The sequence below is a fragment of the Erwinia plantamica genome (assembly GCF_043420595.1).
Classification (GTDB): Bacteria; Pseudomonadota; Gammaproteobacteria; order Enterobacterales; family Enterobacteriaceae; genus Erwinia; species Erwinia aeris.
Genome location: NZ_JBGCUC010000004.1, coordinates 146,164 through 173,068 on the forward strand (window position 1 = coordinate 146,164; position 26,905 = coordinate 173,068).

Consider the following 26,905-nt stretch of genomic DNA (forward strand, 5'->3'; position numbering starts at 1 on the left):
ATCATGGACAGGGGCAAACGGCCGTGCCGCATGCCCTCAATCGGGTTAAAGCAGCTCGTAATCGTTAAAGATCAGCGGCGTTTCTCCGCCGTTGATCAGTTCTACCTGGCCTGGCTGGGTCAGGATGGCGTCGCCGCGATGCAGCCAGACTTCTTTATTGTGGTTAGGCTGACCGGGCACCGACTCCAGCAGGCGGCCTTCGGTAAAAAAGACGCGGACGCCCGGCCCGTGTTGGCTATAGAGCGTGGTGCTTTCGCCCGGTTGCAGAGTGACTTTCCAGCCCTTGACCGTTTTTTTATCCAGCACCTGCTGGAATTCGGGCAGCTCAGGCCGGGTCGCGCCGCCAAAGTTTTGCGGGCCGTTCTGTTTAATCTCAAAAGCCACCTGATGGTTCAGCGTGGTGCCGGTGTTGGTGACCTTATCGGTATCGGATTTGCCCTGATGCGCGCCGAACTTCACATTGCCGGTTTTCATCTCGGTATCTTTAGCCGGCTCGTTGGGATAGGAAATATGCACCAGGCTGCCGTTGATATGGGTGTTCACATAATCCAGGTGCTGTTCATGAAACAGCGTGGACTGGCCGGGGCGGATCATGACGCGCATCACGGTGACGTACTGATTTTCCAGGATCACGTGATGCAGCGGCTCCAGATCGGTGGCGACCACTTTTTCCGCGGCGTGTCCGGCTGGTACCGTCAGGGCGAACAGGCCCGTAGCGCACAGGGCGGAAAGGAAGGGATGTCTGCGTTTCATACTCTCTCCTGTTATGACTGCCATTCAGGCCCGTCCGGGCCCGTAGTAATTACTCTTCGACCAGCGATACCCAGTTGGCGCCTTTGCCCGTGGCATAACGGCCGTTCAGCGTCAGCGCGCCGGAGGTCGGATCGATAGAGTAGAGCGAAAGCTGGGTCGATTTTTGTCCGGACTCGATCAGAAAGCGCCCGCTGCTGTCGATAGCGAAGCCGCGCGGCTGCTGCTCGGTTTTAATGCTGGTGAGGTAAGTCAGATGCCCGTCATGGGGATCGACGGAAAAAGAGGACAGGGTGCTGCTGGTGCGCTCGGTGGAATAAAGAAAGCGACCGTCCGGCGTGATATGGATATCCGCCTGCCAGATGCGTGGCTTATGCGAAGGCGGCAGATCGTCGTCACCCGTTAGCGGTCGCGCTTCACCGCGCTGCATATCTTCTTTGGGCGAGACGGAATTTACCGTTGCAACCGGCGTCGTGGTGCCGTCGGCGTTCAGCGTCAGCTGGCTGATATTGCCCGCCATTTCGGTCAGCACGTAGAGGCTGCGCTTGCCCTGTTTGTCCACGTTGGGCGCAATAACAAAATGCCTTGGGCCGGTTGCCGCCTCGCTCTGAATATTGACGAAGGGCGGATCGTTGGGCGTTACCTTGCCGCTGGCGGCGTCAAAGCGGTATTGCAACAGCTGATCGGCACCCAGCAGCGTGACGAACAGGAAATGGTTGCCGGGATCGACCTGAATAGCGTGCGCGCGCTTGCCGGTGTGCACGACCTGTACCGGCTGCGCCTGCACCTGACCGTTGCTGTCGATGCGATTAATGCTGAACAAGTCGCCGCCGTAAGAGGCGCTCAGCAAAAAGCGCCCCTGCTTATCCAGCGAGATATAGGCCATGCTCTCCGGCAGCGGCGACTGGCTGGCCTTAACCAGCTGGCCATCGGGCTGGATATGATAAGCCACCACGCTGTAAGGCTTGCTGCGTACCGAGACATAAAGCATTTTCTTATCGGGTGAGACAACGGAAGACATCGCCTTTGCGCCCGCCGGGAAACTGCCGATCGGTACCAGCGCTTTTTTCGCTTTATCCAGCTGGTAGCCGGTAACGGTGCCGCTTTCGGCATTGGAAACATACACCAGGCTTTGCGCCTGAGCCGCGCCCGTCAGGGCTGCCAGAGAAAGCAGCACGCCTGCGTAAATTTTTTTCATTATTATTTCCTTGTAGGGTAAAAAGCCTTACCAGCGCGCGGCGAAAACTTCGCACAGTTCCGCGACGTCGCTGTCGCCGAGCGGCTGGGGTTTCACCGCTGCCTGCCGCCACAGGCGGGCGGTTTCTTCCAGCTCTTCCAGCGCGAAACAGGCGGAGAGCACCGAACGGCCCCAGACGACCGGGCCAAGCCGTTCCAGCATCACGCCGCGCACTTCGCAGGCGAGTTGAGCCACCTGTTCCGCCACCTGCGGCGCGCCGGGACGGCAGTAGCGGATCAGCGGAATGCGGCCGACCTTCATCACCTGGTAAGGCGTGATCGGCGGCAGAATGCATTCCGGCTGCCAGACCCCTTCCAGCGTCAGCCCGACCAGGTTAGTGGAATGCGTATGCACCACGCCCTGAACCTCCGGGTTACGGTCGTAAACCTGACGGTGCAGCAGCAGCGTTTTCGAAGGCTTATCGCCCGACAGCCATTCGCCTTCACGACTGACCTTAGCGATCTGCTGCGGCACCAGGCGACCCAGGCAGGCATCGGTAGGGGTGATCAGCCAGCCATCTTCCAGACGAGCGCTGATATTTCCTGCGGTGCCGACGGTATAGCCGCGCTCGTAAAGGCTTCTGCCTGCCTGGCAGATCTCTTCGCGCAGCTGCTGTTCAGTAGTCATTGCTTCTCTCCGCATCCGGGTTAAATTTTGTGATCGGCCGTCATTACCTTACCGGCCGTTTCGTCTTTTTTTATCGCCAGCGGCTCCACTTTGCCCATGATAAACATAAAGTTAAGCGCGCCGAACAGGCAGATACCGCCCGCCACCAGCAGCGGCACCACGAAAGAGCCGTGGCTGAGGGTCAGCATCAGTCCGGTAAAGGAGGCGGTGACGATCCCGGCCAGATTGCCGGCAAAGTTTTGAATGCCGCCCAGGGTGCCGACATAGCCCGCGCTGGGCGCGACGTCGGCGGGCAGGGTCCAGATATTGGCGGCGGTAAAGGCCAGGCCTGCGTAGGTCAGTGAGAACAGCGTCAGGATCACCGGGATACTGTTGGTGAAAGCGGCGAAGGCGATCACCGAAGAAAGCAGCATGCCGCCAATCAGGCAGGATTTACGGGCGGTGGTCAGCGAAAAGCCCCGGCGATAGAGCCAGTCGGAGGTCAGGCCGCCCAGCAGGCTGCCGGGAATGCCCATCAGCGCCGGGATCGCGCCCAGCGTGCCCAGCTCCTTCAGCGAAAAGCCGTGCGCCATGGTCAGGTAGGTCGGAAACCAGGTGACGAAGAAGTAGGTAGCAAAGTTCATGCAGAAGAAACCGATCATCATTCCCCAGACGGTGCGGTAGCGGAACAGACCGGCGATATGCACTTTTTCGTTTTTCCCCAGCGTCTGTACGCTGCGGTCGGCCAGCAGATTCTGGCGCTCCTGCTCCTTCAGGCCTTTCATCTCCTCCGGTTCACGGTAGAAAACCAGCCAGATAGCTACCCAGATCAGCCCCAGCGCGCCGGTGACGATAAACGAGGTTTCCCAGTCCCAGGTGCTGATCAGCCAGGCGACCAGCGGCAGGGCGATGGCGCTGCCCGCGCGCGGGCCAGCATCGAAGATACCGCTGGCGGTGGCGCGCTCCTTTTTGGCGAACCAGGAGTAAACCACCTTGGCGCAGCCCGGATAGCCGCCCGATTCGCCCAGGCCCAGCATCAGACGCGAGGCGAAAATGGAGGTAAAGCCGCGGCCAAAAGCGGTAAACACGGTAAACAGCGACCACCAGCCTACGGCGATAGCCAGGCCGGTGCGCGCGCCCAGGCGGTCAATCAGTCGACCAGCCGGGATCTGCATCAGCGCATAGGTCCAGAAAAAAGCGCCAAGGATCAGCCCCATGCTGGTGTCGTCCAGCCCGAGATCTTTTTTGATATGTGGGGCGGCGATGGCTAAATTAATACGATCTATGTAGTTGATGGCGATGGCGAAAAAGCAGAACGCGATCATCAGCCAGCGGATCCGCGGGTATCTACGCATGGTGAATTCCTTTATGATTTCGGGGCCGTAATGAACGAGCGCGCCCGCCTGAATGTTATGGTTAAGTAAAGTTCTTTCAGTATTTGATAATATGATGTTAAAAGTAAGCGATTACAAAATTCAGTCAAGCAAAAAGTAAGCGCTTTCAAATAGAGGTATTGGTTGTCTGTAAATTTTGTGGGCAACGTCACTAATTTCGCTCTGGAGTCTGAAGATGTCCGATAAGCCATCGCCATCCGCCCGCGTTTCGCTGGACGATGTCGCCCTGCGTGCGGGGGTATCCACCGCTACCGTTTCACGAGTGCTGAACGGCAGCGCCTCCGTCCGTCCGTCGCGCCGGGAGGCGGTTGAGCGCGCCTGCGAAGAGCTGGGCTATGTCATTAACCGCGCCGCCCGCACGCTGGCTTCTCGCCGCAGCATGACCATTGGTGCGGTAGTGCCGACGCTGGCGACGGAAACCTTTTCCCGGCCGCTGGCGGCTTTCCAGCAGCAGATCCACCAGTCCGGCTATACCATGTTGCTGGCCAGCTCCGATTTCGATCCCGATACCGAGCTGAAAGAGGTCAATAAGCTGGTGGAATACGGCATCGATGCGCTGATGCTGGTGGGCAACAGCCACCACCCGCGCCTGTGGGAGCGCATCACTCAACAGAATATTCCCTGTATCCAGACCTTTTCCGTGGACGCGCGCTATCCCAGCGTGGGCTACGACAACGAGCTGGCGGCAGGCGAGCTGACCGCGCACCTGCTGGCGCTGGGGCATAAAGTCTTTGCCGTGATCGTCGGGACGCCGCCGTCCAACGATCGCGTTTCCGATCGTATTACCGGCACGCGGCAGGCGCTGGCAGCGGCGGGGCTGACGCTGGACGAGGCCAATCTGATCAACAGTGCCTTTACCATGAACGAAGCGCGCGAGGCGATGTTCCGCCTGCTGGACGGGCCAAATCCGCCGACGGCGGTGATCTGCGGTAACGATCTGCTGGCCTTTGGCGCGATGCGGGCGGCCAGCGAGCGCTATCTGCGCATCCCGAACGATATTTCGATTACCGGCTTCAATGACTATGAATATGCCGAGCATCTGGAGCATCCGCTGACCACCATGCGCGTGGAGCTGGATCGCATCGGTGAGGTCGCGGCAGACTATCTGCTCGCCACGCTGAATGGCGAAACCGCGCCCGTGCAGACTCTGCTTAAACCCGAGCTGATCGTGCGCGGCAGCACCGGCTCCGCACCGCGCGCCGCCAAAGGCTAAACCGTGCGCCGCTTAGTTCCGCGCCGTCGGTGCGCAGGCCGAAAAAGTCTGCCAGGCGCCGCTCAGCCTCGTGCCGTTAGTGCGTAGACCGCTAAAGACTGCCAGGTGCCGCTTAGTTCCGCGCCGTCAGCCCATAGTCCGCAAAGGCCTGCATTGCCTCTTTTTCTCGTAAAAAATTGAGCAGGGCGGCGGCGGCCTCTGGCCTGGCCGCCCGGTTAAAAACGCCGCCGGAAAAGGAGAGCACCTTCTGCGCGCCCGGCGGTAGCGGGCCAATGACCTTGATCCCTTTCACCATCAGCAGCTCACTGATTTGCTGAACGGCGATATCCGCCGTGCCCTCCAGCAGCTGCGCGGCGGTAAAACCTTCTGCGATAGTGGTGGCGCGCGCGTTGATCGCCTCTTCAATCCCTAATTGTTTTAACAGCGCCTGAAAATAGATGCCGCTTGCGCCGCCCAGCGAATAAGCCACCGATTTCGCCGCCAGCAGCGCCCGGGTAAACGACGCCACGCTGCTGATATCGGGCGCAACGGCATCGGGCAGCATCGCCAGGCCAAGCGGCGAATCCACCAGCTCCACCCGGCTGTCGGCCGCCACCACGCCCTGGTCGATAAGCCTGTCCATCGCCTCTTTGGTCACGATGACCGCGTCCGCCGTTGCGCCGTCGGCAATATTTTTTTCAATAACCGAGGTTGGCTTCCAGTCAATAGTCAGCGGGTCGCCGTGGCTACGCAGCCAGGCCTGTTCCACGGCGGCGAAGGGCGCGCGAATAGCCAGCACGCTGAAAAGACGAAGTGTTCCGTTGCTCATAACCTGTTCCTTAGCCTGTTTTACGCAGATAGCTGCTGTCCAGCTCGCCGGGCGTGCGAACGCCGATCAGCGCCAGATCGCGATCAATTTCATCACGCAGAATATGCATGGCGTGCTCCACGCCCGCCTGGCCGCCGATGACGGCGCCGTAAAGGAACGGTCTGCCCAGGAAGACAAAATCCGCGCCCAGCGCCATCGCTTTCATTACGTCGGTGCCGCGCCGGATACCGCTGTCGATAATGACCTTCATCGCGCCTTTCTTCGCCGCGATCTCCGGCAGGGTCAGCAGCGGCGGCACGGTATGATCCAGCTGGCGGCCGCCATGATTGGACAGGATCACCGCATCCGCGCCCAGATCCCGGGCGATAAAGGCGTCTTCCGGCGACATCAGGCCTTTGATTACCAGGTTGCCGCGCCATTTTTTGCGTATTGCCTCGACGTTTTTCCAGTTGAGTTTGTCGCGGGCGTGGGTATTGCGTACCTTGCTGGACATCATCGGCGGCCCGCGCTCGGCATCGGTATTTTCAAAATGCGGCGCGCCGTGGCGCAGAAAGGTTTGCGCAACCGTGCCCAGCAGCCAGCGTGGCTTCATGGCGCTTTGCAGCGCGACCTTCGGCGTAATTTTAATCGGCATACTGAAGCCGCTGCGCGTGTTGTGCTCGCGATTGCCCAGCATCGGCGTATCGCCGGTGACCACCAGTGTCTGGTAGCCCGCCGCGGCGACGCGATCCAGCAGCCTGTCGATACGTGGCTGATCGCCCGCCAGATAGGCCTGAAACCAGGCGTCTGGGTTGGCAGCGTGGACATCCTCCAGCTTGATTAGCGACGAGGCGCTAAGGATCATCGGCACGTTCATCGCCCTGGCCGCTTTCGCCAGCGCGATATCCGCCTGGTAAGCGACAAAAGAGGCGCCGCCAAGAGGCGCAACGCCGAAAGGATGGTGGTAGGTGTGGCCAAACAGGGTGGTGCGCTGATCGCGGCCGGAGACATCACGGAACATGCGCGGCACAAAAGTGTATTGACGGTAGGCCTCGAAATTACCGGCAATTCCACGGCCCGTTTCGACACCGCCCGCCACGTATTGATAAATCATATCCGGCAGGCGCCGCCGGGCGTGTCGTTCAAAATCATCCAGCGCCAGCAAATCGCGAAAATGGCGGGGCACCTTCTTCAGCGCCGGATTGCCGACGGTAGGCGCCGCACCTGGCGGGACGACGGCGGCAGAAGGAGTATTAGCAGATGAAGTCATAAGCGTTCTCGGATCCAGGGGTTAGACGCACAGCGTCATAAACGGATAAAGGCAATTTATTTTGTAAGCGCTTTCAATTCTGGCTAATCATCTCTAACATTTCAATAACAGTCTGGCTGCATCATCGCCTATTTATGTGACGGAGTTCACTTTACAGCGACATTTGTAAGCCCTTACATTAGGTCATCGCCGTGCGCTCGGCCGACGCCTTCCAGGAGAAGCTCATGAACAGAATTGTTTTACTGCACGCCACGCCGGTAGCGATGGCGCCTATTCATACTGCATTCAGCGAGGTCTGGCCGGAGGCGAAAACGGTCAACCTGCTTGATGACGGGCTTTCTCTCGATCGCGCCAGAGAAAGCGAGCTTTCCGCCGGGATGATCGACCGCTTTGTGCAGCTGGGAAAATATGGCTTTGCCCAGCAGGCGCAGGGCATTTTAATTACCTGTTCCGCGTTTGGCCCGGCCATCGACCGCTTAAGCGAAGAACTGCCGGTGCCGGTGCATAAACCTAATGAAGCAATGTTTATGGAGGCGGTGGCGCAGGGTAACCATATCGGCATGCTGGCGACTTTTGGCCCGGCGGTGAAAACCATGACCGATGAATTTACCGACTACGTGGCGCAGCAGGGCTCGAAAGCGAAGTTGACCACGGTGCTGGTGGAGGACGCCATCGACCTGCTGAAAAGAGGCGATGCGGAGAGTCATAACCGCCTGGTGGCGGCGCGGGCGAAAGAGCTGGCGCACTGCGACGTGATTATACTGGCGCATTTTTCCACTTCCCGCGCGGCCGAGAGCGTGCGTCAGCAGGTCACGATCCCGGTGCTGACCGCACCGCACGCCGCCGTTAAACGCATGAAGGCCAGCGTACTTGCTGCGGCTAAGGGGTAAAGGATGCTAATTGGCGTAATTGCAGATGATTTTACCGGCGCCAGCGATATCGCGGTGACGCTGGCGAAAGGCCTGGTCGGCGAGGGCGGACTTAACACCACGCAGTATTCCGGCGTACCGACGATGCCCGCCGACGCGGATGTAGAAGCGGGCGTGGTGGCGTTAAAAAGCCGCTCCGTTGCCGCCAGCGAGGCCGTGGAGCAGTCGCTGGCGGCCTGCCGCTGGCTGCTGGATCAGGGCTGCGAACAGATCGTTTTCAAATATTGCTCTACTTTCGATTCTACGGATAGCGGCAACATCGGGCCGGTAACGGACGCGCTGGCGGCGCTGCTGGAAGTCCGCAGCGTGGTAATGTGCCCGGCTTTCCCGGCGCTGGGACGTACGGTTTATCAGGGGCATCTTTTTGTACAGGATAAGCTGCTGAACGAGTCCGGCATGGAGCATCATCCGCTGACGCCGATGACGGATGCGGATCTGCGGCGCGTGCTGCGGCGGCAAAGCGCCAACCCGGTTGCACATATTGCGTGGCAGACCGTAGTGCAGGGCAGCCAGGTTTTACAGCAGGCTATCAACGAGCCGCAGACGCGCACCCTACTGATTGTGGACGCGATTAGCGAGCACGATCTGACTACCCTCGGCCGCGCCTGCCAGGGCGCGAAACTCGTTACGGGCGGATCGGGGATTGCGCTGGCCTTGCCGCATAATTTCATCGCTCAGGGGCGGGCAAAAGGGAAACAGGCGCAGGCTCCCCTTATCGACGGGCCGGAAGCTATCCTGGTCGGCAGCTGTTCCGGCGCGACGCGTTTACAGATAGCCGAACATCAGAAAAACCATCCTGTAATGATGATTGAGGTCAAAGACGTGCTGAGCGGCGAAACGGGACCGGCGCAGCTGGTGGCCTTTATCACCGAGCATCAGGGCCGCGCGCCGTTGGTCTATTCCTCCGGCGATCCCGAGGCCGTAAAACGCGTGCAGGAGCAGTATGGTCGCGAGCGGGTAGCGGCCGCGCTGGACAGCCTGTTCGGCGAAACCGCGCAGCAGCTGGTGGCGGCCGGCACGCGACGGATTGTGGTCGGCGGCGGCGAGACGTCCGGGGCGGTGGTCAGTGCATTAGGGCTGGGCGCGCTGACTATCGGCGCAGAAATAGATACCGGCGTTCCGTCGATGGTGTCGCGCGGCAGGCAGCCTGTAGCGCTGGCGCTGAAGTCGGGTAATTTTGGCGGCAGAGACTTCTTTGCCCGAGCCGTCGATGCGCTGCGGGGCGATGATTAGAGACAGATTTGCTATGTAAATATTGGCAGATGATTCTGGCGCTGGCGAAGAGGCCGATGGCGATATCTGTACGGGGGCCGTAGCTGGCCTAATCAGCGGTCGCCACGCACAAAAAAGCCGCCCGCAGGCGGCCATTATATCAGCTGTGACTATTACAGCGTGCCGGTACCGCCGTCGGAGCACCAGACCTGGCCGGACGTATAGCTGGTTTCCGTTGAGGCCAGCGTCACGTAAAGCGGGGCGATCTCCGCAGGCTGTCCCGGACGGCCCAGCGGCGCGCTGCCGCCAAACTGCTTCACTTTTTCCTGCGGCTGACCGCCGCTGGACTGCAACGGCGTCCAGTATGGACCAGGCGCAACCGCATTAACGCGGATGCCTTCTTCGCCCAGCTGCTGCGCCAGCGCTTTGGTAAAGGCGGCGATAGAGGCTTTGGTCTGCGCATAGTCCAGCAGGATAGCGCTTGGGCTATAGGCCTGCACGGAAGAGGTGTTAATAATGGCGCCACCGCGTGGAATATGATCCACCGCCGCTTTGGTGATCCAGAACATGGCGTAGACGTTGGTTTTGAACGTCGCATCAAAATCTTCGGTGCTCAGCGTGCGGATAGACTCGTTATACTGCTGTCGTCCGGCATTGTTCACCAGAATATCCAGGCCGCCCAGCTGGCTTACCGCGTCGCTGACCAGCTTTTTACAAAACTCTTCGGAACGAATATCGCCCGGCAGTGCAACCGCTTTACGGCCTTCCGCCTCGATAAGCTTAATCACTTCCGCCGCGTCGGATTCTTCTTCCGGCAGGTAACCGATGGCCACGTCTGCGCCTTCACGGGCATAGGCAATAGCAACGGCACGACCGATACCGGAATCACCGCCGGTAATAAGCGCTTTACGTCCCTGCAAACGGCCAGAGCCGCGATAGGTTTTTTCACCGTGATCGGGTTGTGGGATCATTTTGCTGGCAAGGCCTGGCGCCTGCTGAGGCTGTTCCGGGAATGGCGGGGTCGGATAGTCAACGGTCAGCAAGGACTTTTTAGTTTGTTCGCTCATGATGTACTCCTTCATCGGTGTTGATTCGAAAACATAAGCCTGGCACAAACGTGATGGTTGTCACGTTCAGCTGCAAAAATAATGGTAAAGGCGCGCGATTTTCGGGTTTGATTAAGAGGGTTTACGACAGTAAGTCATCTTTTTTGGTAAGGCATGATGTTGTATGAATTAAAAACAAAATTTTATTTTTAATTGCATTGAAATCTGCGGGGATGGGTTGTCAGGCCCGTTGTCAGAGGTACGCCTGCTGTCAAATGAGAGGATTATCCTTTAATAAAATTTATCATTGTATGTTTAATTTTACTTCAGCTCCTCAGCTGAATATCGGAGTGAAGTAGGTGAATTCAGGTGCGTTTATTTTTCCTTTGATTTTTACAAATATCGCAGGGAAACCGAATGCTTTATCCTGCCATTTGTCATCATTAAGATTACGGTCGCTGTTGCGCTAATGCGGCTGGTATTTTTTCTGACCAATCTACAGCGGCCGGTAAAGCTATGGGGGATTATCCTTGCAGCTACGCCTTCCGTGCTGGTAGTTACTATTTTTATTTTATTACACGCCAGGGGTCAATCTAATAATATATTTTACTGAACAATGTTAGCTGTGCGGGTGAGTTTTTTTGTAGGATGGTAATTTTTTAATTTGATGTGCATATATATTATTTCATCGTGCTGAATATAAAATTACCGATAGCGTCGCTGGATATTCGGAATCATTGGCTATAGTTGCGCTGAGTTTTCAAAATTAAAGTATTTACATGCAGGCAAGAGCAGGGTGCAATATGTAACGCCAACGGTGAATGGCCCGTCCAACGCCAGCCATCGGGCCAGCGTCAATAACCCGTGCAACGAAAACGAATAAGCCACTGGCAGCAGTCTGGCCAATAAAAACGCACTGGCCAATGAAAATACTCCGCTCAGCGTCAGCCTGTTCAATGGTAACAGGCAAGCCAGCGACGCTGCGGCCAGTGTCCCTGAAATGCTCTGACGACCTGTGGCGCAGCGTAAGCTGATGACCTGCCCAAAAATGAAATTGCCGATATAAGCGTCAAAAAGCGAGCAAAACCAGCACGACCTGTGCTTCTTTTGCTGCTAAAAACCATGCCTGTTTTTTTGACTACGGGGTACAACCGGGCCGGGTGCTTCACGCCAGTCCGGGTTTTCACCCGACATAATCGCGCCACGCTGTTGTTTAGTCGGTTTCGCCAGTGGTGAAGGCATAGTCGGTGCAGACGAGGGGTTTACCCCGTCAGGATTTAAGTTTTCGATGGCGCAGCCAGAAATAAAAAGAGTAACCAGCGTCAACGATATTAATAGCTTTCTCATTTACCATTCCCTGTTTAATTTTACGCTTTGTCATCAGTGACGATTACAGAAATATCGGCCTGAGCCAGTCCTTCGCTTATGCCTTCCGCCATTTTGCGCTCGATCGCCTGGCCGGCATTCAGTAGCAGCCTTGTAGATTCACTGGCCAGCAAAGAAGCGATTTCATCGTCGTTTAAATTGGTACATTGACGATAAATTTGCTCAAAAATAACATTGCCCTTGTTGCTTAACTGTTTTAACGATGCCAGCTCGTCAGGCTTGATATACTGGCGATTCAGGTTTTCTACCGCAGCCGGATGTAACAGGAAAGTCGCTAAAGGCATAGCCAGCCTTTTTTTTGCTGCGCAATACATCAGCGTAGCCGAAGAAGCGGTCATCGAAATATTAACGGCCGCAATGGGAATGGCCGCATTTTTTATCGCCTGATAAAGCAGGTAGCCGCTGTCCATATCACCGCCATAGCTGTTGATATATAGTGTAATCTCTTTCAGCCCTGGCGAGGCGTAATGCAGCTTGTCCAACGCGTCGATAAACTCCAGCGATTTATTTGCCGTAATATCGCCGTTAAAAATAATGCGGGCGGATTTAAATTTTGCGGGCCTGATATCGGTGCGCTGGGTCACAGAAAGTGCCGCGTCGGCCGGAAGCATAAAAGCAGCCAGCCATCCGGCGAGGGTAACCGCCGTAGTAAATATCTTTTTCATCATTATCCTTAACAATGCATAACATCATTTAAGCGAATTGCTTTTGCAGGCTAACCTTCCTACGGATAATAAACTGTGAGGCAGGACGGATATTAATTTTCCGCCGCATAAAGGAATGTAACAAATTATGCTCAGAGCATAAATCGGTAGCCGACGCCGGTTTCCGTGCGCAGATGGCGAGGCCGGGCCGGATCTTCTTCCAGCTTCTGCCGAAGGTGGCCCATATAGATGCGCAGATAGTGACTGTGCTCCGAGGCGTTAGGCCCCCAAACCTGTACCAGCAGCTGCCGCTGCGTCATCACCTTGCCGTGATTGTTAAGCAGTACGGCAAGTAGCCTGAATTCGGTTGGCGTCAGATGGAGTTCCTCGCCCGCACGCGTAATGCGCCTTGCTGCCAGGTCGACCTGCACATCGGAAAAGGCGAAAACCGGATCGCTTTGCGTATCGTGCGTCGTGCGTCGCAGCGCTACCCGCAGGCGCGCCTCCAGCTCGCCGATGCCGAAAGGCTTGGTAAGATAGTCATCGGCTCCCGCATCCAGCGCGGCAATTTTATCTTCCTCTTCGCTGCGGGCGGAGAGCACAATTACCGGCTTCTGACTCCACTGGCGGAACTCTTTAAGAAAGGTCAGGCCGTCGCCGTCCGGCAGCCCTAAATCCAGGATCACCAGATCCGGTTTGCGGGTAGCGGCCTCCAGCAGGCCGCGCTGTAGCGTGCCGGCATCGAAGACGCGCAGGGCGCTGCCTTCCAGCGCGATGCGCAGAAAGCGGCTTATCTCTTTTTCATCTTCAATAATCAATACGGTTGTCACAGCGCTTCACCTGTTTCTGCTATGTCCGGCAGCGGCGCCTGCGGCAGGCTAATCCTGAAGCTCGCGCCGCCCTGCGGACGTTGATGGGCGGTAATCACGCCGTTATGCACCTCGACGATCGCCTGACAGATTGCCAGACCCAGCCCCACGCCGGGAATGGCCGATTCCCGATCGCCACGAGTGAATTTAGCAAAAAGCGCCTGCTCCTGACCAGCGGGCAAGCCGGGGCCGCTGTCCCAGACTTCGATCGTCAGCTCGCCCGGACGCGTCTGCGCCCTGATGCCGATTTGCGCCGCTGCGCCTGCATATTTCATGGCGTTTTCCAGCAGGTTGATCAGCACCCGTTCAAACAGCGGGCCGTCAACGTGAACCAGTGCCAGCGGATCGGCCATCTCCAGCGTAACGGGCTGCCTGCCGCCCGGATCCAGCGTCGCCAGCGCGCTGCCGATTACCTCTTCCAGCGTCAGCCATTCACGCTTCAGATGAAAGCCGCCGGTCTGTAGACGGGCCATATCCAGCAGATTATTCACCAGCCGCGTCAGCCGCAGCACATGCTGGCGGATTTCGCTTGCCTGGCGAGCCTGAGGCAGCCTGGCCGAGGCCAGATCCAGCGTCAGGATCTCCACCTGGCCGAAAAGCACGGTAAGCGGCGTGCGCAGATCGTGAGAAAGGGCGGCCAGCAGCGAATGGCGCAGCTGCTCACGCTCGCCGATTACGCGCGCCTGCTCTTCGCTGGCCGTCAGCTGTAAACGCTCCAGCGCGCTGGCGGTCAGTAGCAGCACCGTTTCCAGCAGCTGCTGCTGTTCAGGCAGCGCGGGCGGCGTTTGCTGCGCGATTACCATCACGCCAAGACTTTTCTCTGCGGCGCGCAGCGGCAGGATCTGATAAGGCACGCCGGGCAGCGTATCGGTTCCGGCGCCCGCCGGTTCACGCTGCACGAAACTCCAGCGGGCAATGCCTTCGTCCCAGCTCATTACGTTTGGTGCGGGCAGCTGCCGCACCAGCCTGTCGTTTTCGTCAGGCAGCAGCAGCGCGCTGTCGGCATGAAAAATAGTATAAACGGCGTGCTGGCTTGCCGCCGCTACTTCCTGCGCGCTGCGGGCCTTCGCCAGCGTGCTGGAAAGGGCGTAAAGCTGGCCGGTGCGTCTTTCACGATAGCGAGCAATGCGCGCCTGATAGCGCACGCCCGCCGTCAGGTTGCCAACCAGCAGCCCGACACTGAGCATCACGCCAAAGGTTAACAGATATTGCGCGTCAGAAACCGCCAGCGTACCGCGCGGCGCGACAAAAAAGAGATCGAAGCTGACAACGTTGATTATTGTGGCGAACACCGAGGGCCAGCGTCCGGCCTGGAGCGCCACTACCACTACGCCCAGCAGATAGAGCATCACCAGGTTGGCGGGATCGAAAGCCAGCAGCCAGTGGCTGGCGATAAAGGTAATCAGCGCGCAGAGCGCCGTGGCGAGCAGACAGCCGCGTATGCCCTGACGCCAGCGTCGAGCCTGTCTTTGCGGCGGCGCGGCGGCGGCTGGCCTGTCGCCGGGCGCAACGATCACCAGGTCGAGTTCTGGCGCGCGGGCGGCAAGGCGATCGGCCAGCGAAGACGAGCGGAACAGATGACGACCCCTGCCGCGTCCCAGCACCACTTTGCCCAGATCGTGATCGCGAGCGTAGCGCGCAATCGCCTTATCCGCAGAGGCGTCGGCCAATACGGCGCTTTCCGCACCGAGCTGACGCGCCAGCCGCAGCGAAGCCAGCGCGGTGCGGCGCTGCTGCTGCGTCAGCCGCAGCCAGCCAGGCGTTTCCACGCAGACCGCGTGCCATTCGCTGCCCAGCCTGGCCGCCAGCCGCGCGGCGGTGCGCACCAGCTTTTCGCTGCCTTCGTCGTAGCCCACGCAAAGCAGCACCGCATCCCGCGTGTGCCACACTTTGTCCCGCCCGCGCCCGTCCCGCCAGGCCTGCATCTGGTTATCTACCCGATCGGCGGTGCGCCGCAGCGCCAGCTCGCGTAAAGCAATCAGGTTGCCCTTGCGGAAAAAGTGCTCGGCCGCCCGGTCAGCGCGGTCGCCGGTATACACCTTGCCCTGTTTAAGGCGCAGCAGCAGATCGTCCGGCGGCAAATCCACCAGGATTATCTCATCGGCGGCGTCGAAAAACGGGTCGGGCAGCGTCTCGCGCACCTGAATGCCGGTAACGCCGTTGACCACGTCGTTCAGGCTTTCCAGATGCTGCACGTTGACGGTGGTCAGCACGTCGATCCCGGCCGCCAGCAGCTCTTTCACATCCTGCCAGCGTTTGGGATGACGGGAGCCGGGCGCGTTACTGTGCGCCAGCTCGTCAATCAAAATCACGGCGGGATGACGCGCAAGCGCGGCGTCCAGATCGAACTCCTCAACCTGACGGCCCCGATGCTGGCGCTGCTGCGGCGGCAGGCGCGGCAGGCCCTGCAGCAGCGCCGCCGTCTCCTGCCTGCCGTGCGTTTCCACCACGCCTATCAGCACGTCCAGCTGGCGCGCATGCAGCCGCCGCGCCTCCTGAAGCATCGCCCAGGTTTTGCCGACGCCCGCGCAGGCGCCGAAGAAAATTTTCAGTTTCCCGCGCGGCCGCTCGCGGGTCTGTTGCAGTAAGCGATCGGGATCGGGGCGAAGCATATCGGCCATGCCGGTTCCTTATTTTGTGCGGAGCGCATCCAGAGCAAGATTCAGTTCGGGCACGTTAACATACGGCTGGCCGCTGAAACTGAACAGCGGATAGCGGGTGTGCGCGGCGATAAGGCCGCTAATCGTTTCGGGCGACAGCTGGCGCGCTTTCGCCACGCGCGGCGTCTGCCAGCGCGCCGCCTCCGGTGAGATGCCGTTATCCAGTCCGCTGGCGGAGGCGGTCAGCAGATCGACCGGCACCCGACCGCTGGCGTCCGGGTTTTCTGCGCGGGCGGCCGCCAGCCGATCGGCAAACAGCTTATCCAGCGCGGGATTGCCGGGCGCGAGGTTGCTGCCGCCGCTCGCCAGCGGATTATAAGGGGTTTCCGCCGTCGCCGACGGTCGTCCCTGAAAATATTTTGCCTGGCTGAACGCCTGGCCCAGCAGCCGTGAGCCGCGAACCTCGCCGTCAAGCAACAGCAGCGAGCCGCCCGCCTGCTGCGGAAAGAGCCACTGGCCCAGCAGGGTGGTGACCATCGGGTAAACGCCGCCGGTCAGCAGCAGTAAAAAAGCCATCATAAAAAGCGCGGGACGCAGTTGCGACACGGTAAACCTCCTACAGCTGAAGAAGCAGATCGATAAGTTTGATGCCGATAAACGGCAGAGCCAGCCCGCCCAGGCCATACAGCCCCAGGTTGCGGCGCAGCAGCGCGGCGGCGCTGAGCGGCTTATAGCTGACGCCGCGCAGGGCCAGCGGGATCAGGAAGATAATGATCAGTGCGTTAAAGATCACCGCGCTTAAAATGGCCGACGAAGGCGAATGCAGATGCATCACGTTCAGCGCGCCGAACTGCGGGTAGCTGGCCGCAAACGCCGCCGGGATAATGGCAAAGTATTTCGCCACGTCGTTGGCGAGGCTGAAGGTAGTCAGCGAGCCGCGCGTCATCAGCATCTGTTTGCCGATATGCACGACCTCAATCAGCTTGGTCGGGCTGGAATCCAGATCCACCATGTTGCCCGCCTCTTTCGCCGCCTGGGTGCCGGAGTTCATCGCCACCGCCACGTCGGCCTGCGCCAGCGCGGGCGCGTCGTTGGTGCCGTCGCCGGTCATCGCCACCAGTCTGCCCTCGGCCTGATACTGGCGGATCAGCGCCAGCTTCGCTTCCGGCGTCGCTTCGGCAAGAAAGTCGTCCACGCCCGCCTCAGCGGCGATAGCGGCGGCGGTCAGCGGGTTATCGCCGGTGATCATCACGGTGCGGATGCCCATTTTGCGTAACTCGCCGAAGCGCTCTTTGATGCCGCCTTTAACGATATCCCGCAGCGCGATCACGCCCAGCACCTCAAGGTTTTCCGCCACTACCAGCGGCGTGCCGCCCTGGCGCGCGACTTCGTTGACCTTTTCATCCATCTCCGCCGGGAACTGACCGCCGCTGGCGACCACATGGCGACGGATCGCGTCGGCCGAGCCTTTGCGAATGCTGCGTTCCGGCAGGTTAATACCGCTCATTCGCGTCTGGGCGGTAAAGGGGATAAACGTCGCCTGTAGCTGCTGCAAATCGCGTTCACGCAGGTTAAAGCGCTGCTTGGCGAGCACCACGATGCTGCGGCCTTCCGGCGTTTCATCGGCCAGCGAAGCCAGCTGCGCCGCATCCGCCAGCCGCTGCTCCGCAATGCCGCTGGCGGGCAGAAAGTCGGAAGCCTGACGGTTGCCGAGCGTAATGGTGCCGGTTTTGTCCAGCAGCAGGATATCGACGTCGCCCGCTGCCTCTACGGCGCGGCCGCTGGTGGCGATCACGTTGGCCGCCAGCATTCGGCTCATCCCGGCAACGCCAATGGCGGAGAGCAGGCCGCCGATGGTGGTGGGGATCAGGCAGACCAGCAGCGCAATCAGCACGGTCACGCTGACCGGCGTGCCGCTCCAGGCCGAGAAGGGCCAAAGGGTAGCGGTCGCCAGCAGAAAGACCAGCGTCAGCGCAATCAGCAGAATGGTCAGCGCGACCTCGTTAGGCGTTTTGCGGCGGCTGGCACCTTCGACCATGGCGATCATGCTGTCGAGAAAGGTTTCGCCGGGATTGGCGGTACAGCGGATCACCAGCCAGTCGGAAAGCAGACGGGTGCCGCCGGTGACCGAAGCGAAATCGCCGCCCGACTCACGGATAACCGGCGCCGACTCGCCGGTAATGGCGCTTTCATCCACCGACGCGCCGCCCTCGATAACTTCGCCATCGCAGGGGATGATATCGCCTGCGCTGGCCAGCACGATGTCGCCTTTGCGCAGTTCGCTGGCGGCGATTTTTTCCGTTGGCGCATCGTGGCGGGCCTCTTTCAGCCGCAGAGCAAAAGCGGTTTTCTGCACGCTTTTCAGGCTGCTGGCCTGCGCCTTGCTGCGGCCTTCCGCCAGCGCCTCGGCAAAACAGGCGAACAGCACGGTAAACCAGAGCCACAGGCTGACGGCGGCGGTAAATCTGGCGTCGCCCGCCAGGCCGCAGGCCATCGCTATCGCCAGCAGCGTGGTCAGCACGCTGCCGATCCAGACCACAAACATCACCGGATTGCGCCACTGAGCCTGCGGCGACAGTTTTTTCACCGCGTCAACCAGCGCCTGGCGCAGCAGCGAAGGCTCAAACAGAGCCAATTGTTTACGGTTCATCGGGTACGCTCCATGTGCATCAGGTGGTCCGCTATCGGGCCGGAAGCCAGAGCGGGGATAAAGGTAAGCGCGCCGGTCAGCAGCACGGTGCCGATCAGCAGGCCGACAAACAGCGGGCCGTGCGTGGGCAGGGTGCCGCTGCTGACCGGCTGGATTTTTTTAGCTACCAGCGATCCGGCAATGGCCATGACCGGCACAATCACCAGAAAGCGGCCCGCCAACATGCAGAAGGCCAGCAGCAGGTTCCAGAACGGCGTATTGGCTGACAGACCGGCAAAGGCGCTGCCGTTGTTGTTGGCGGCGGACGAAAGGGCGTAAAGCACTTCGCTGAAGCCGTGCGCGCCGGGGTTCAGCATCGCCGCGCGTCCGGCGTCGCTCATCATCGCCAGCGCGCTGCCGAGCAGTACCAGCGCGGGCGTTACCAGGATCGCCAGCGCCGTCATTTTCATTTCGCGCACGTCGATCTTTTTGCCCAGGTATTCCGGCGTGCGGCCAATCATCAGCCCGGCGATAAACACCGCCAGCAGCACGAACAGCAGCATGCCGTAAAGCCCCGAACCCACGCCGCCGAAGATTACTTCGCCAATCTGCATCAGCCACATCGGGATCATGCCGCCCAGCGCGGTGAAAGAGTCGTGCATGGCGTTGACCGCGCCGCATGAGGCTGCCGTGGTGACCACCGCATACAGGCCGCTTGCCAACACGCCGAAACGGCTCTCTTTACCTTCCAGGTTGGTTCCGTCAACGCCCAGCGCCCGCAGCGTCGGGTTGCCCTGTAGCTCCGCCCAGAACATCGCGCTGGCGCAGAGCACAAAAATCAGCGTCATCGCCGCCAGGATCACCCGTCCCTGACGGGCGTCGCCGACCGCTTCGCCAAAGGCGAAACAGAGCGCCGCCGGGATCAGGAAAATAGCCAGCATCTGCGCAAAATTGCTGATATCGGTAGGGTTTTCAAACGGATGTGCCGAGTTGGCGTTAAAGAAACCGCCGCCGTTGGTGCCCAGCAGCTTGATCGCTTCCTGCGAGGCGACCGGTCCCATCGGCAGCAGCTGCTTCGCGCCTTCAAGGCTGGTGAAAGGCAGATAGGCGGAGAAGCTTTGCACCACGCCCTGTTGGATCAGCAGCAGCGCAAACAGCAGCGAAAGCGGCAGCAGCAGCCAGAGGACGATACGGCCGAGATCCTGCCAGGCGTTGCCCAACGTGGCCGAGGAGCGACGTGCAAACGCACGGATTAGAGCGAAAGCGACGGCCAGGCCGCTGGCGGCCGAGAGAAAGTTTTGCACCGTCAGCCCGGCCATCTGGCTGAAATAGCTCAGCGACGATTCGCCAGCGTAAGCCTGCCAGTCGGTATTGGTGACAAAAGAGACGGCGGTGTTTAACGCCAAATCCCAGCTCAGGCCGGGAAAATGCTGCGGATTTAAAGGCAGCGAGCCTTGTAACAGCAGGATCGCCAGCAGCAGGGCAAAGCCCATCGCATTAAACAGCAATATAGCCAGCAGATAGGTTTGCCAGCGCATTTCACCGCGCAGACCGGCCAGGCGCCAGAGGGCGGTTTCAACACCGCCGACAAAAGGTAAGGGACGGGGATCGATCAGGCGGGCTATCAGCCGACCCAGCGGCCAGGCCAGCAGCAGCAGCGCCGCCAGATAGCTCGCTATTAACAATGCGGAAGCCGCCATCAGAAGGCCTCCGCGTTAATCAGGGCATAAATCAGATAGCCCAGCAACAACGCTACCAGCAGCACGCCGGTTATTACTACAACACTCACGGTTCACCTCATTAAGAGAGTCATTTCGCCATGAGTGTAAAAAGTGGGCCGCAAAGATTTTGCAAAAATGCGGCGGGAAAATATAAAAAAAGTATAAAAATGCGTGAGGCCGCAGCGGGCCTCGCGCACAGGATCAGGAACGCACCAGTTCCTGGAGCACCGTCAGCTGCGCCACCGCTTTATGCATGGCGTCCAGGCCGTCGGCAGCGTTTTTCAGTCGGTCGATATTTTCGACCATCCCGCTGCGCTCGGCGCTGTTTTGCTCGCTGAGGCTGGCGATCTGCCCGCGTGCTGCGTGGCTTTTTTGCGCCATATCTTCCGTGGTGGCAACGGTTTTAGAAGCCGTCTTTTTAATCCGCGCGATGGTCGCTACTGTCTCGTTGATGCTTTCACGCGTGGCGTCGGCCTGTTCTTTAGAAGAGCGGGCCAGGCGGCGTACCTCTTCTGCTACCACGGCAAAGCCGCGACCGGCCGATCCGGCGCGGGCGGCTTCCACCGCGGCATTCAGCGCCAGCAGGTTGGTCTGGTCGGCAATGGTGCTGATGCCGCTGGTGATTTGCGTAATGCCCTGCGAAATTCTTTCCAGCTCGCCGATTTCAAGGCCCAGCTCATCCTGCGCCTGCAGCGTGACGGTTGCCGCCTCGCCGATCTCGCCGATATTCACGCCAGCCACATCCAGCGCTGCGCTCTGGCGGCTGGTGGCTTTTTCCAGCAGCGGGAAAGTTTGTACTACCGGCCCGATCTGCTGCTGATAGTCGATCACTTTATCAATAACGTCCGTTTGCAGCGTGTGCAGCGCTTCCCAACGACGCAGCGAGCGCTGGGCATAGTGACCGGCGTAGTCGGCGTATTCAATCGGGAAGCGGCTCATGGCTTTGACGTCGCGATCGAAAAAGGCGAGGGCGGACAGCGTCTGGTTGATCGGCACGCCGAATATTTCGCCAAAGCTGGAGAAGCCAGCGGCCGGCACGCCGTCGAACAGCTCCGCCGCAGGCAGGCTTTCCGGGTTGTTAAGGCGGCGCAGCAGGCAGTCGTTCAGCAGCAGTCCGGCCGGTTTGCCATGCGTGGCGACGAATCTGTCCCAGTCCTTACGCGTGGCGGAAACGAAATCGCCCGCCTCCAGCAGATAAAGACGGTCGCCAAACTCCAGATCGCAGAAGAACGTCAGGCTTTCCGCGTCGATTTTCGCTACGGAGCGAATAAAGTACTCATCCGCCACCTTCACGCCGAACGTTTTGCCCTTCAGCTTTTGCTCCAGCTGCTCAGGCTTACAGTGCAGCGCGTCGGCCAGCACTTTTACCGCAGGCTGCTGGCGACCCGTTGCGTCAAACAGCGAACTTACGGTGCGCGCGACGGGATCGGCTTCCGCCACCAGCCAGCTTTGCTGCGTGGGCTGGAAGTTCTGGCTTTTAAACGGCGCAAAGGATTTCCCTTTCGCCATGCGGCAGAACACGATCACCGCTTTGTTTTGCAGCAGCTGGCCGCTGGTGGCCATCCAGGTGTTCTGAAAATCGGTGCGGCCGCCCGCCGAGCCGCCGATAGCCAGGCAGGGGAAGCGTCCGCTGTCATACCAGGCCTGCATCATAAAGCCTTCGGCAGAGGAGAGGCCGTCGCAGTAGATCATCGCGAAGGTTTCTTCGGCAGAGAGCGACATATTGACCTGAAGGCGATCAAGCTGGGCGCGAATGCTGTCGATACGATCGGCAACGGTAGCGCCGCGTGGCACCTGCAGATCGATAGTGTGCACCTCATGACGGGCGACCGTCTGCTCGGGCAGCCACAGCCAGCTGCCCTGAGGGCCGTTGGTGGCACAGTAGGCGGAGCGGCCTTTCTGCGCGCACAGCGCGCCGGTAGAGGAGATAGCGAAGACGGTACGGCCCGGCGCGCTCATCTTTTGCCACGCGTCGTTCACGCGGGCGAAATCAGCTTCCGGCGGGACAAAGACCATCAGCAGGCCTTTGCCGCCGCCGGTACCCAGGCTGCCGAAAGCGGTCGGCAGGGCGCGACAGTCATAAGTGTTGCTGACCGGACGACCGGCCAGCGGATTAAGTTTTTTTGGAATCAGTGCGTTCCAGAATGCAGATAATTTTGCCATGGTGTTCTCATAAAAGTAGAGCGCCTGCGTGGGCGCATTAATGCTTATTGTTATAGTGAAACCCCGGCGGGATGCCGGGGGTAAGAAAATTACGCGTCGGACAGGCGGAAGGTAGAAACGGAGTGGTTAAGGAAGTGCACCTGCTCTTCCAGCGAGGCGGAAGCCGCTGCCGACTCCTGCACCAGCGCGGAGTTCTGCTGGGTCACGCTGTCCATCTCGGTTACCGCCTGTTCAATTTGGCTGATGCCGCGGCTCTGCTCGTCAGACGCGGTCGATATATGATCCATCAGTACATCGACCTGGCTGACCGAGGCAATAATCGCGCCGATAGCGTCGCCGGTACGGCTGACCTGATCGGAACCGGCTTTGATATTGGCGACCGATTCGGCAATCAGACTTTCAATCTCTTTTGCCGCTACCGCGCTGCGCTGCGCCAGGTTGCGAACTTCGCCCGCCACGACCGCGAAGCCGCGCCCCTGTTCACCCGCGCGCGCCGCTTCCACCGCGGCGTTCAGCGCCAGGATATTGGTCTGGAAAGCGATGCTGTTAATCACGCCGGTAATGTCTTCAATCTTCTTCGAGCTGCTGTTGATTTTGCCCATGGTGACGATGACTTCCTGCGAGACTTTTTCGCCGGTTTTCGCGTTCTTCACCGCTTCGCTGGTCAGACGGCTGGCTTCAAAGACGTTTTCGGTATTCTGTTTCACCGTGGCGCCCAGCTCTTCCATGCTGGCGGCGGTCTGCGTCAGCGCGGCGGCCTGCTGCTCGGTACGCGAAGCCAGGTCGACGTTACCGGCGGCGATTTCCTGCGAGGCGTGCGACACGGTTTGCGTGGAGTTACGCACCTGGCTGATGATATCGGTCAGCGAGCGGCGCATCTGCTCCATGGTGCCCATCAGATCCTGTATTTCGCTGCGGGAAGAGGCCACCACCGGCACCGGCGTATCCAGGATACCCTGAGCAATCTGGCTGCAATGCGCTTTGGCGCTGTCCAGCGGGCTAAGCACGTAGCGCTTCAGGAACATCAACACGCCTGCGATAACAACCAGGAACAGCACGCCGAAGGCGACAATCAGGCCGATACCAAAGGTGAAGTGATCCTGCGCATCGCTGTTCAGGCGCTTCGCGTACTGCTCGTGCAGCGCAAGCACTTTGTCCAGCACCACTTCGTACTGGTGATCCAGGCTGATGACGGTTGGCAGCTGCGCCTTAAAGCGCGCCTGGTCATTGGTTTTAGCCGCGTCCAGCAGCGGGTCGATACCCTGACGGCGGTAGGTTTCATAGGTGGTGCGATACTCATCGGCCAGGCTGGCTTCGCCATCCAGCTTCGGCGCGGCCAGGTAGGCCTGGAAAGCCTTGTCCGCTTTGCCCAGCACTTCATTCAGCCCGCTAATCGTCTGCTCAGACTGCAGGCTGCCGCTGTTTTCCATCGTTTTCATATATTCCATCAGGCGCACGCGCAGGGTACGGCTGTGGTTAATAGGATCGATAATAGACAGCACTACACGGATCTCTCTATTCACCGCATCCAGCGACGTATTGCTGCGGGTCAGCAGCCAGACGTTAGCGATCATGCTGGTGAAAAAAATAATAAACAGGAACAGCAGAACCAAAAGCGACGATCTTTTCAGGGACATCTGATTAGCCTTAAAGGAAATAGGATGCTTTCTGTATCGGCAAATTGCGGTAAAGATTTAGTTTTATGGCCGGTAGGGTAGAGGAATATGTCGGCTATTATGCAAATCAAGGATTTATCTATGCGTGACGCTGTAACGCGAGGCTTTCGTATCCGTAGGGGGGCATCCAGAGCCTTCAAAAAGTAGGGTTATTACAGGACAACATTAAAAAGTAGTGCTAATGCTGTTCGTTACGTTGTCACCTTTCAGGTTTGGAGGAAATGATATATTCACAGCCATTTGTTACGTTGTCACAAAAAAGGAACAGGCATCCAGGCGCTACGCAACACCAACGGTTTACCCTTTCTTCTCTTCCACTCTTTCAGGGCCACGGTTAGTTTGATCGCAATCACAATAACCCGTTTTCACGGCCGGTAAAGCCGATCGCCGTCACTCTTCTTTGTTAAAAAAATGATGATTTTTTATTACATATTATTATCAATATTCGGGTGGTACAGCCATAAAACAATAGCTTAACGCGACAGGTGGAAACGCCCGTCTTACTTTTTATACCCGCCCGGACCTGAACGATAACTTTTGCTGATGGCCGTCGTGCCGCAGCCTGCGATATGCATCCGAAAGAGGGGAAGTAATGTGCTGACCATACTGGGTTTTTCGATGGTGACCTGTTTCATGTACCTGATTATGACCAAAAGGATGTCGGCGCTGATCGCGCTGATTATCGTGCCGACGGTCTTTGCACTGGCGGCGGGTTATTATCATGGGCTTGGCGAAATGATGTTGAATGGCGTAAAAGCGCTGGCGCCGACGGGCGTAATGCTGACCTTTTCCATTCTCTATTTTGGCCTGATGATCGACGCCGGGCTGTTTGACCCGCTGGTACGCTTTATCCTGAAAATCGTGCGCGGCGACCCGCTTAAGGTGCTGGTAGGCACGGCGGTACTGACGCTGCTGGTTTCACTGGACGGCGACAGCTCCACCACCTATATGATTGCCGTGGCGGCGTTTTTGCCGCTCTACCGCAAGCTGGGCATGAACGTGCTGGCAATGACCTGTCTGGTCAACCTTGCCAGCGGTATTATGAATCTGTCGCCGTGGGGCGGCCCAACGGCGCGCGCGGCGGCGGCCTTACATATCGATGCGCTGGACATCTTTATTCCTATGCTGCCCGCCATGTTTCTGGGTTGCGTCACGCTCGTTGGTATGGCGGTGCTGTTCGGCATCCGCGAGCGCAGAAGGCTGGGCGTGATGAAGCTCGATAACGATCATCTGGATAATATCGAGCTGGGTCTGGGCGACGCGCAGGAGTGCGCAGCGAACCGGCGGCCAAAAATGTTCTGGCCTAACTTTATTCTGACCACCGTGCTGCTGGTGCTGCTGGTGACCGGGCTGATGCCTATCCAGATCCTGTTTATGCTGGCTTTTGCCATTGCGGTAATGCTGAATTACCCTTCGCTGGAACAGCAAAAAGCGCGTATCAATACCCATGCAGGCAACGTGCTGGCGGTCACCTCGCTGATTTTCGCCGCCGGGGTGTTTACCGGCATTCTGTCCGGCACCGGCATGGTCGATGCAATGGCGAAAAGCCTGCTGGCGGTGATCCCGCATAGCTTTGGGCCTTATCTGGCGATCTTCACCGCGCTGGTCAGCCTGCCATTCACTTTCTTTATGTCTAACGATGCGTTCTATTTCGGCATCCTGCCGGTGATTGCCCAGACGGCGCTGAACTATGGTATCAGCGCAGAAGAAATCGCCAGGGCGTCAATCATCGGCCAGCCTTTCCATCTGCTCAGCCCGTTGGTGCCTTCGGTGTATCTGCTGGTTGGACTGGCAAAAGTAGATATCGGCGACCATCAGCGCTTTGCCATTAAGTGGGGGATCCTGGTCAGTATGGCGCTGCTGGTAGGCGGCCTGCTGTTTGGCGCCTTCCCGTTCTACAGCCGCTAACCCTCCGGGCACGTCGGCGATTTATTGTGATCGGCATCACAATAAGTCGCCCGCGCCAGGCGGCCCAATGGCGATACAACGTTTCAGGATTAATACTTTTGGTCGGCTTTTCCTTCAAGCCGGTTTAAAAAGTGAGGTCTTATGAAACGTGATGTATTGAGCGAAGAATATTATGACGAAGTCTGTCGGGTGATTGGCGACGCGGCCATTGTGCTGGCTGAAAGCGGACACAATACCAGCCGGGATATCCTGGCAAACCTGCTGGTCAGAACGCGCCATGAGCGAACGGATGCGGATCGGGACGAGCAGAAGGTGCTGGAACACGCGATTCGTCTGATAAAACCTGATTAATTCAGGTTTTTTTACACTTTGTACCTGAAAAGTAGCGGCTTTCTGCCAGGCTTAAGTTATGCAGAATCAAGATCGGACTTTTTAAACGAAAGGAGTGTTTATGAAAAAAGTGCTTACGCTGGCCGCGCTGCTTGCCCTTAGCCTGAACGTGATGGCCGAGGACAAAGGGGGATTTAAAGCGGGAGAAACGCCGCCACCGCCGCACAAGCAGGATGCAGGCTACAAAGGCTCGGAAGATACCAACGAGAGCCAGGTGAAGTCGGTCCGTACGCTGAAGGAAGGTTCCTGGGTGACGATGGAAGGGAATATCATCAAAAAGGTTTCTGGCAATATTTATACCTTCCAGGATAAATCAGGCAATATTAATCTGGTTATTCCCGAATCTGCCTGGGGCGGAGAGAAGTACGATGCCAAAGATCTGGTACGGGTGAGCGGTTTTGTAAAACATAAAAATAAGCAAACGGAAATCGCAGTAAAACAGATTGGCGATCCGTAACACTCTAAGGGCGAACGC

The 26,905-nt window shown here is 58.6% G+C and carries 23 protein-coding genes; 6 read left to right on the forward strand and 17 right to left on the reverse strand.

Annotated elements, in window-relative coordinates; translation table 11 throughout:
* Positions 1 to 45 precede the first annotated feature (45 nt).
* From AB3U87_RS05370 to AB3U87_RS05385, 4 genes are read right to left on the reverse strand one after another with little or no spacing between them, the layout of a single operon-like run.
* A complete protein-coding gene (locus tag AB3U87_RS05370; protein ID WP_253454255.1) occupies positions 46 to 753 on the reverse strand; it encodes a hypothetical protein in 708 nt (235 codons plus the stop codon).
* A 49-nt stretch (positions 754 to 802) separates the two neighbouring features.
* Positions 803 to 1,948, reverse strand: a complete 1,146-nt coding sequence (locus tag AB3U87_RS05375) for a lactonase family protein (protein WP_253454253.1) — start codon at positions 1,946 to 1,948, stop codon at positions 803 to 805.
* Between the two features lie 27 nt (positions 1,949 to 1,975).
* Positions 1,976 to 2,614, reverse strand: coding sequence for a 3-oxo-tetronate 4-phosphate decarboxylase (gene otnC, locus AB3U87_RS05380; protein WP_253454251.1), 639 nt, complete (start codon positions 2,612 to 2,614; stop codon positions 1,976 to 1,978).
* Positions 2,615 to 2,634: 20 nt separating this feature from the next.
* Positions 2,635 to 3,948 (reverse strand): MFS transporter, encoded by a 1,314-nt coding sequence (locus AB3U87_RS05385; protein WP_301729569.1) that lies wholly within the window; start codon positions 3,946 to 3,948, stop codon positions 2,635 to 2,637.
* 214 nt (positions 3,949 to 4,162) lie between these two features.
* Between AB3U87_RS05385 and AB3U87_RS05390 the strand changes: the two genes are divergently transcribed.
* Positions 4,163 to 5,200 (forward strand): LacI family DNA-binding transcriptional regulator, encoded by a 1,038-nt coding sequence (locus tag AB3U87_RS05390; protein ID WP_370734030.1) that lies wholly within the window; start codon positions 4,163 to 4,165, stop codon positions 5,198 to 5,200.
* Positions 5,201 to 5,312: 112 nt separating this feature from the next.
* On the opposite strand, the gene AB3U87_RS05395 is transcribed toward AB3U87_RS05390, so the two are convergent.
* Together AB3U87_RS05395 and AB3U87_RS05400 are read right to left on the reverse strand one after the other, a co-directional pair.
* Positions 5,313 to 6,008, reverse strand: coding sequence for a molybdate ABC transporter substrate-binding protein (locus AB3U87_RS05395; RefSeq protein WP_301250862.1), 696 nt, complete (start codon positions 6,006 to 6,008; stop codon positions 5,313 to 5,315).
* Between the two features lie 10 nt (positions 6,009 to 6,018).
* Positions 6,019 to 7,257: an alpha-hydroxy acid oxidase gene (locus AB3U87_RS05400; protein WP_394148653.1), complete on the reverse strand. Its 1,239-nt coding sequence runs from the start codon at positions 7,255 to 7,257 to the stop codon at positions 6,019 to 6,021.
* A gap of 224 nt (positions 7,258 to 7,481) precedes the next feature.
* On the opposite strand from AB3U87_RS05400, the gene AB3U87_RS05405 reads away from it, so the two are divergent.
* Positions 7,482 to 8,147 carry an aspartate/glutamate racemase family protein gene (locus AB3U87_RS05405; protein ID WP_394148654.1) on the forward strand — a complete coding sequence of 222 codons (666 nt, stop codon included), beginning with the start codon at positions 7,482 to 7,484 and terminating at the stop codon, positions 8,145 to 8,147.
* A gap of 3 nt (positions 8,148 to 8,150) precedes the next feature.
* Positions 8,151 to 9,419, forward strand: a complete 1,269-nt coding sequence (gene otnK / locus AB3U87_RS05410; RefSeq protein ID WP_253454239.1) for a 3-oxo-tetronate kinase — start codon at positions 8,151 to 8,153, stop codon at positions 9,417 to 9,419.
* 152 nt (positions 9,420 to 9,571) lie between these two features.
* On the opposite strand, the gene AB3U87_RS05415 is transcribed toward otnK, so the two are convergent.
* From AB3U87_RS05415 to AB3U87_RS05465, 11 genes are all read right to left on the reverse strand, one after another.
* Complete coding sequence (locus AB3U87_RS05415; RefSeq protein WP_253454237.1) at positions 9,572 to 10,465, reverse strand: SDR family oxidoreductase; 894 nt, start codon at positions 10,463 to 10,465, stop codon at positions 9,572 to 9,574.
* A gap of 1,092 nt (positions 10,466 to 11,557) precedes the next feature.
* Complete coding sequence (locus AB3U87_RS05420) at positions 11,558 to 11,791, reverse strand: hypothetical protein (protein WP_253454235.1); 234 nt, start codon at positions 11,789 to 11,791, stop codon at positions 11,558 to 11,560.
* 20 nt (positions 11,792 to 11,811) lie between these two features.
* Positions 11,812 to 12,495 (reverse strand): ATP-dependent Clp protease proteolytic subunit, encoded by a 684-nt coding sequence (locus tag AB3U87_RS05425; RefSeq protein WP_394148655.1) that lies wholly within the window; start codon positions 12,493 to 12,495, stop codon positions 11,812 to 11,814.
* 131 nt (positions 12,496 to 12,626) lie between these two features.
* Complete coding sequence (gene kdpE / locus AB3U87_RS05430) at positions 12,627 to 13,304, reverse strand: two-component system response regulator KdpE (protein ID WP_253454232.1); 678 nt, start codon at positions 13,302 to 13,304, stop codon at positions 12,627 to 12,629.
* Positions 13,301 to 15,964: a two-component system sensor histidine kinase KdpD gene (gene kdpD / locus AB3U87_RS05435; RefSeq protein ID WP_394148656.1), complete on the reverse strand. Its 2,664-nt coding sequence runs from the start codon at positions 15,962 to 15,964 to the stop codon at positions 13,301 to 13,303. Before kdpD ends, kdpE begins: the two co-directional genes overlap by 4 nt.
* A 9-nt stretch (positions 15,965 to 15,973) precedes the next feature.
* Positions 15,974 to 16,549 (reverse strand): potassium-transporting ATPase subunit KdpC, encoded by a 576-nt coding sequence (kdpC, locus tag AB3U87_RS05440; RefSeq protein WP_394148657.1) that lies wholly within the window; start codon positions 16,547 to 16,549, stop codon positions 15,974 to 15,976.
* Between the two features lie 10 nt (positions 16,550 to 16,559).
* Complete coding sequence (gene kdpB, locus AB3U87_RS05445; protein ID WP_253454226.1) at positions 16,560 to 18,593, reverse strand: potassium-transporting ATPase subunit KdpB; 2,034 nt, start codon at positions 18,591 to 18,593, stop codon at positions 16,560 to 16,562.
* Positions 18,590 to 20,272: a potassium-transporting ATPase subunit KdpA gene (gene kdpA, locus AB3U87_RS05450; RefSeq protein ID WP_301729563.1), complete on the reverse strand. Its 1,683-nt coding sequence runs from the start codon at positions 20,270 to 20,272 to the stop codon at positions 18,590 to 18,592. Before kdpA ends, kdpB begins: the two co-directional genes overlap by 4 nt.
* Entirely contained in the window at positions 20,272 to 20,361 is a 90-nt protein-coding gene (gene kdpF / locus AB3U87_RS05455) for a K(+)-transporting ATPase subunit F (protein WP_394148658.1), read from the reverse strand. Before kdpF ends, kdpA begins: the two co-directional genes overlap by 1 nt.
* Positions 20,362 to 20,494: 133 nt before the next feature.
* A complete protein-coding gene (locus AB3U87_RS05460) occupies positions 20,495 to 22,456 on the reverse strand; it encodes a methyl-accepting chemotaxis protein (protein ID WP_369894735.1) in 1,962 nt (653 codons plus the stop codon).
* An 89-nt stretch (positions 22,457 to 22,545) separates the two neighbouring features.
* Positions 22,546 to 24,093, reverse strand: a complete 1,548-nt coding sequence (locus tag AB3U87_RS05465; RefSeq protein ID WP_253454222.1) for a methyl-accepting chemotaxis protein — start codon at positions 24,091 to 24,093, stop codon at positions 22,546 to 22,548.
* 633 nt (positions 24,094 to 24,726) lie between these two features.
* Here AB3U87_RS05465 and AB3U87_RS05470 point away from each other — a divergent pair.
* From AB3U87_RS05470 to AB3U87_RS05480, 3 genes are all read left to right on the forward strand, one after another.
* Positions 24,727 to 26,040 carry a CitMHS family transporter gene (locus AB3U87_RS05470; RefSeq protein WP_253454220.1) on the forward strand — a complete coding sequence of 438 codons (1,314 nt, stop codon included), beginning with the start codon at positions 24,727 to 24,729 and terminating at the stop codon, positions 26,038 to 26,040.
* 141 nt (positions 26,041 to 26,181) lie between these two features.
* Entirely contained in the window at positions 26,182 to 26,391 is a 210-nt protein-coding gene (locus AB3U87_RS05475; protein WP_125287527.1) for a DUF2767 family protein, read from the forward strand.
* A gap of 100 nt (positions 26,392 to 26,491) precedes the next feature.
* Complete coding sequence (locus AB3U87_RS05480; RefSeq protein ID WP_253454219.1) at positions 26,492 to 26,887, forward strand: YgiW/YdeI family stress tolerance OB fold protein; 396 nt, start codon at positions 26,492 to 26,494, stop codon at positions 26,885 to 26,887.
* Positions 26,888 to 26,905 lie beyond the last annotated feature (18 nt).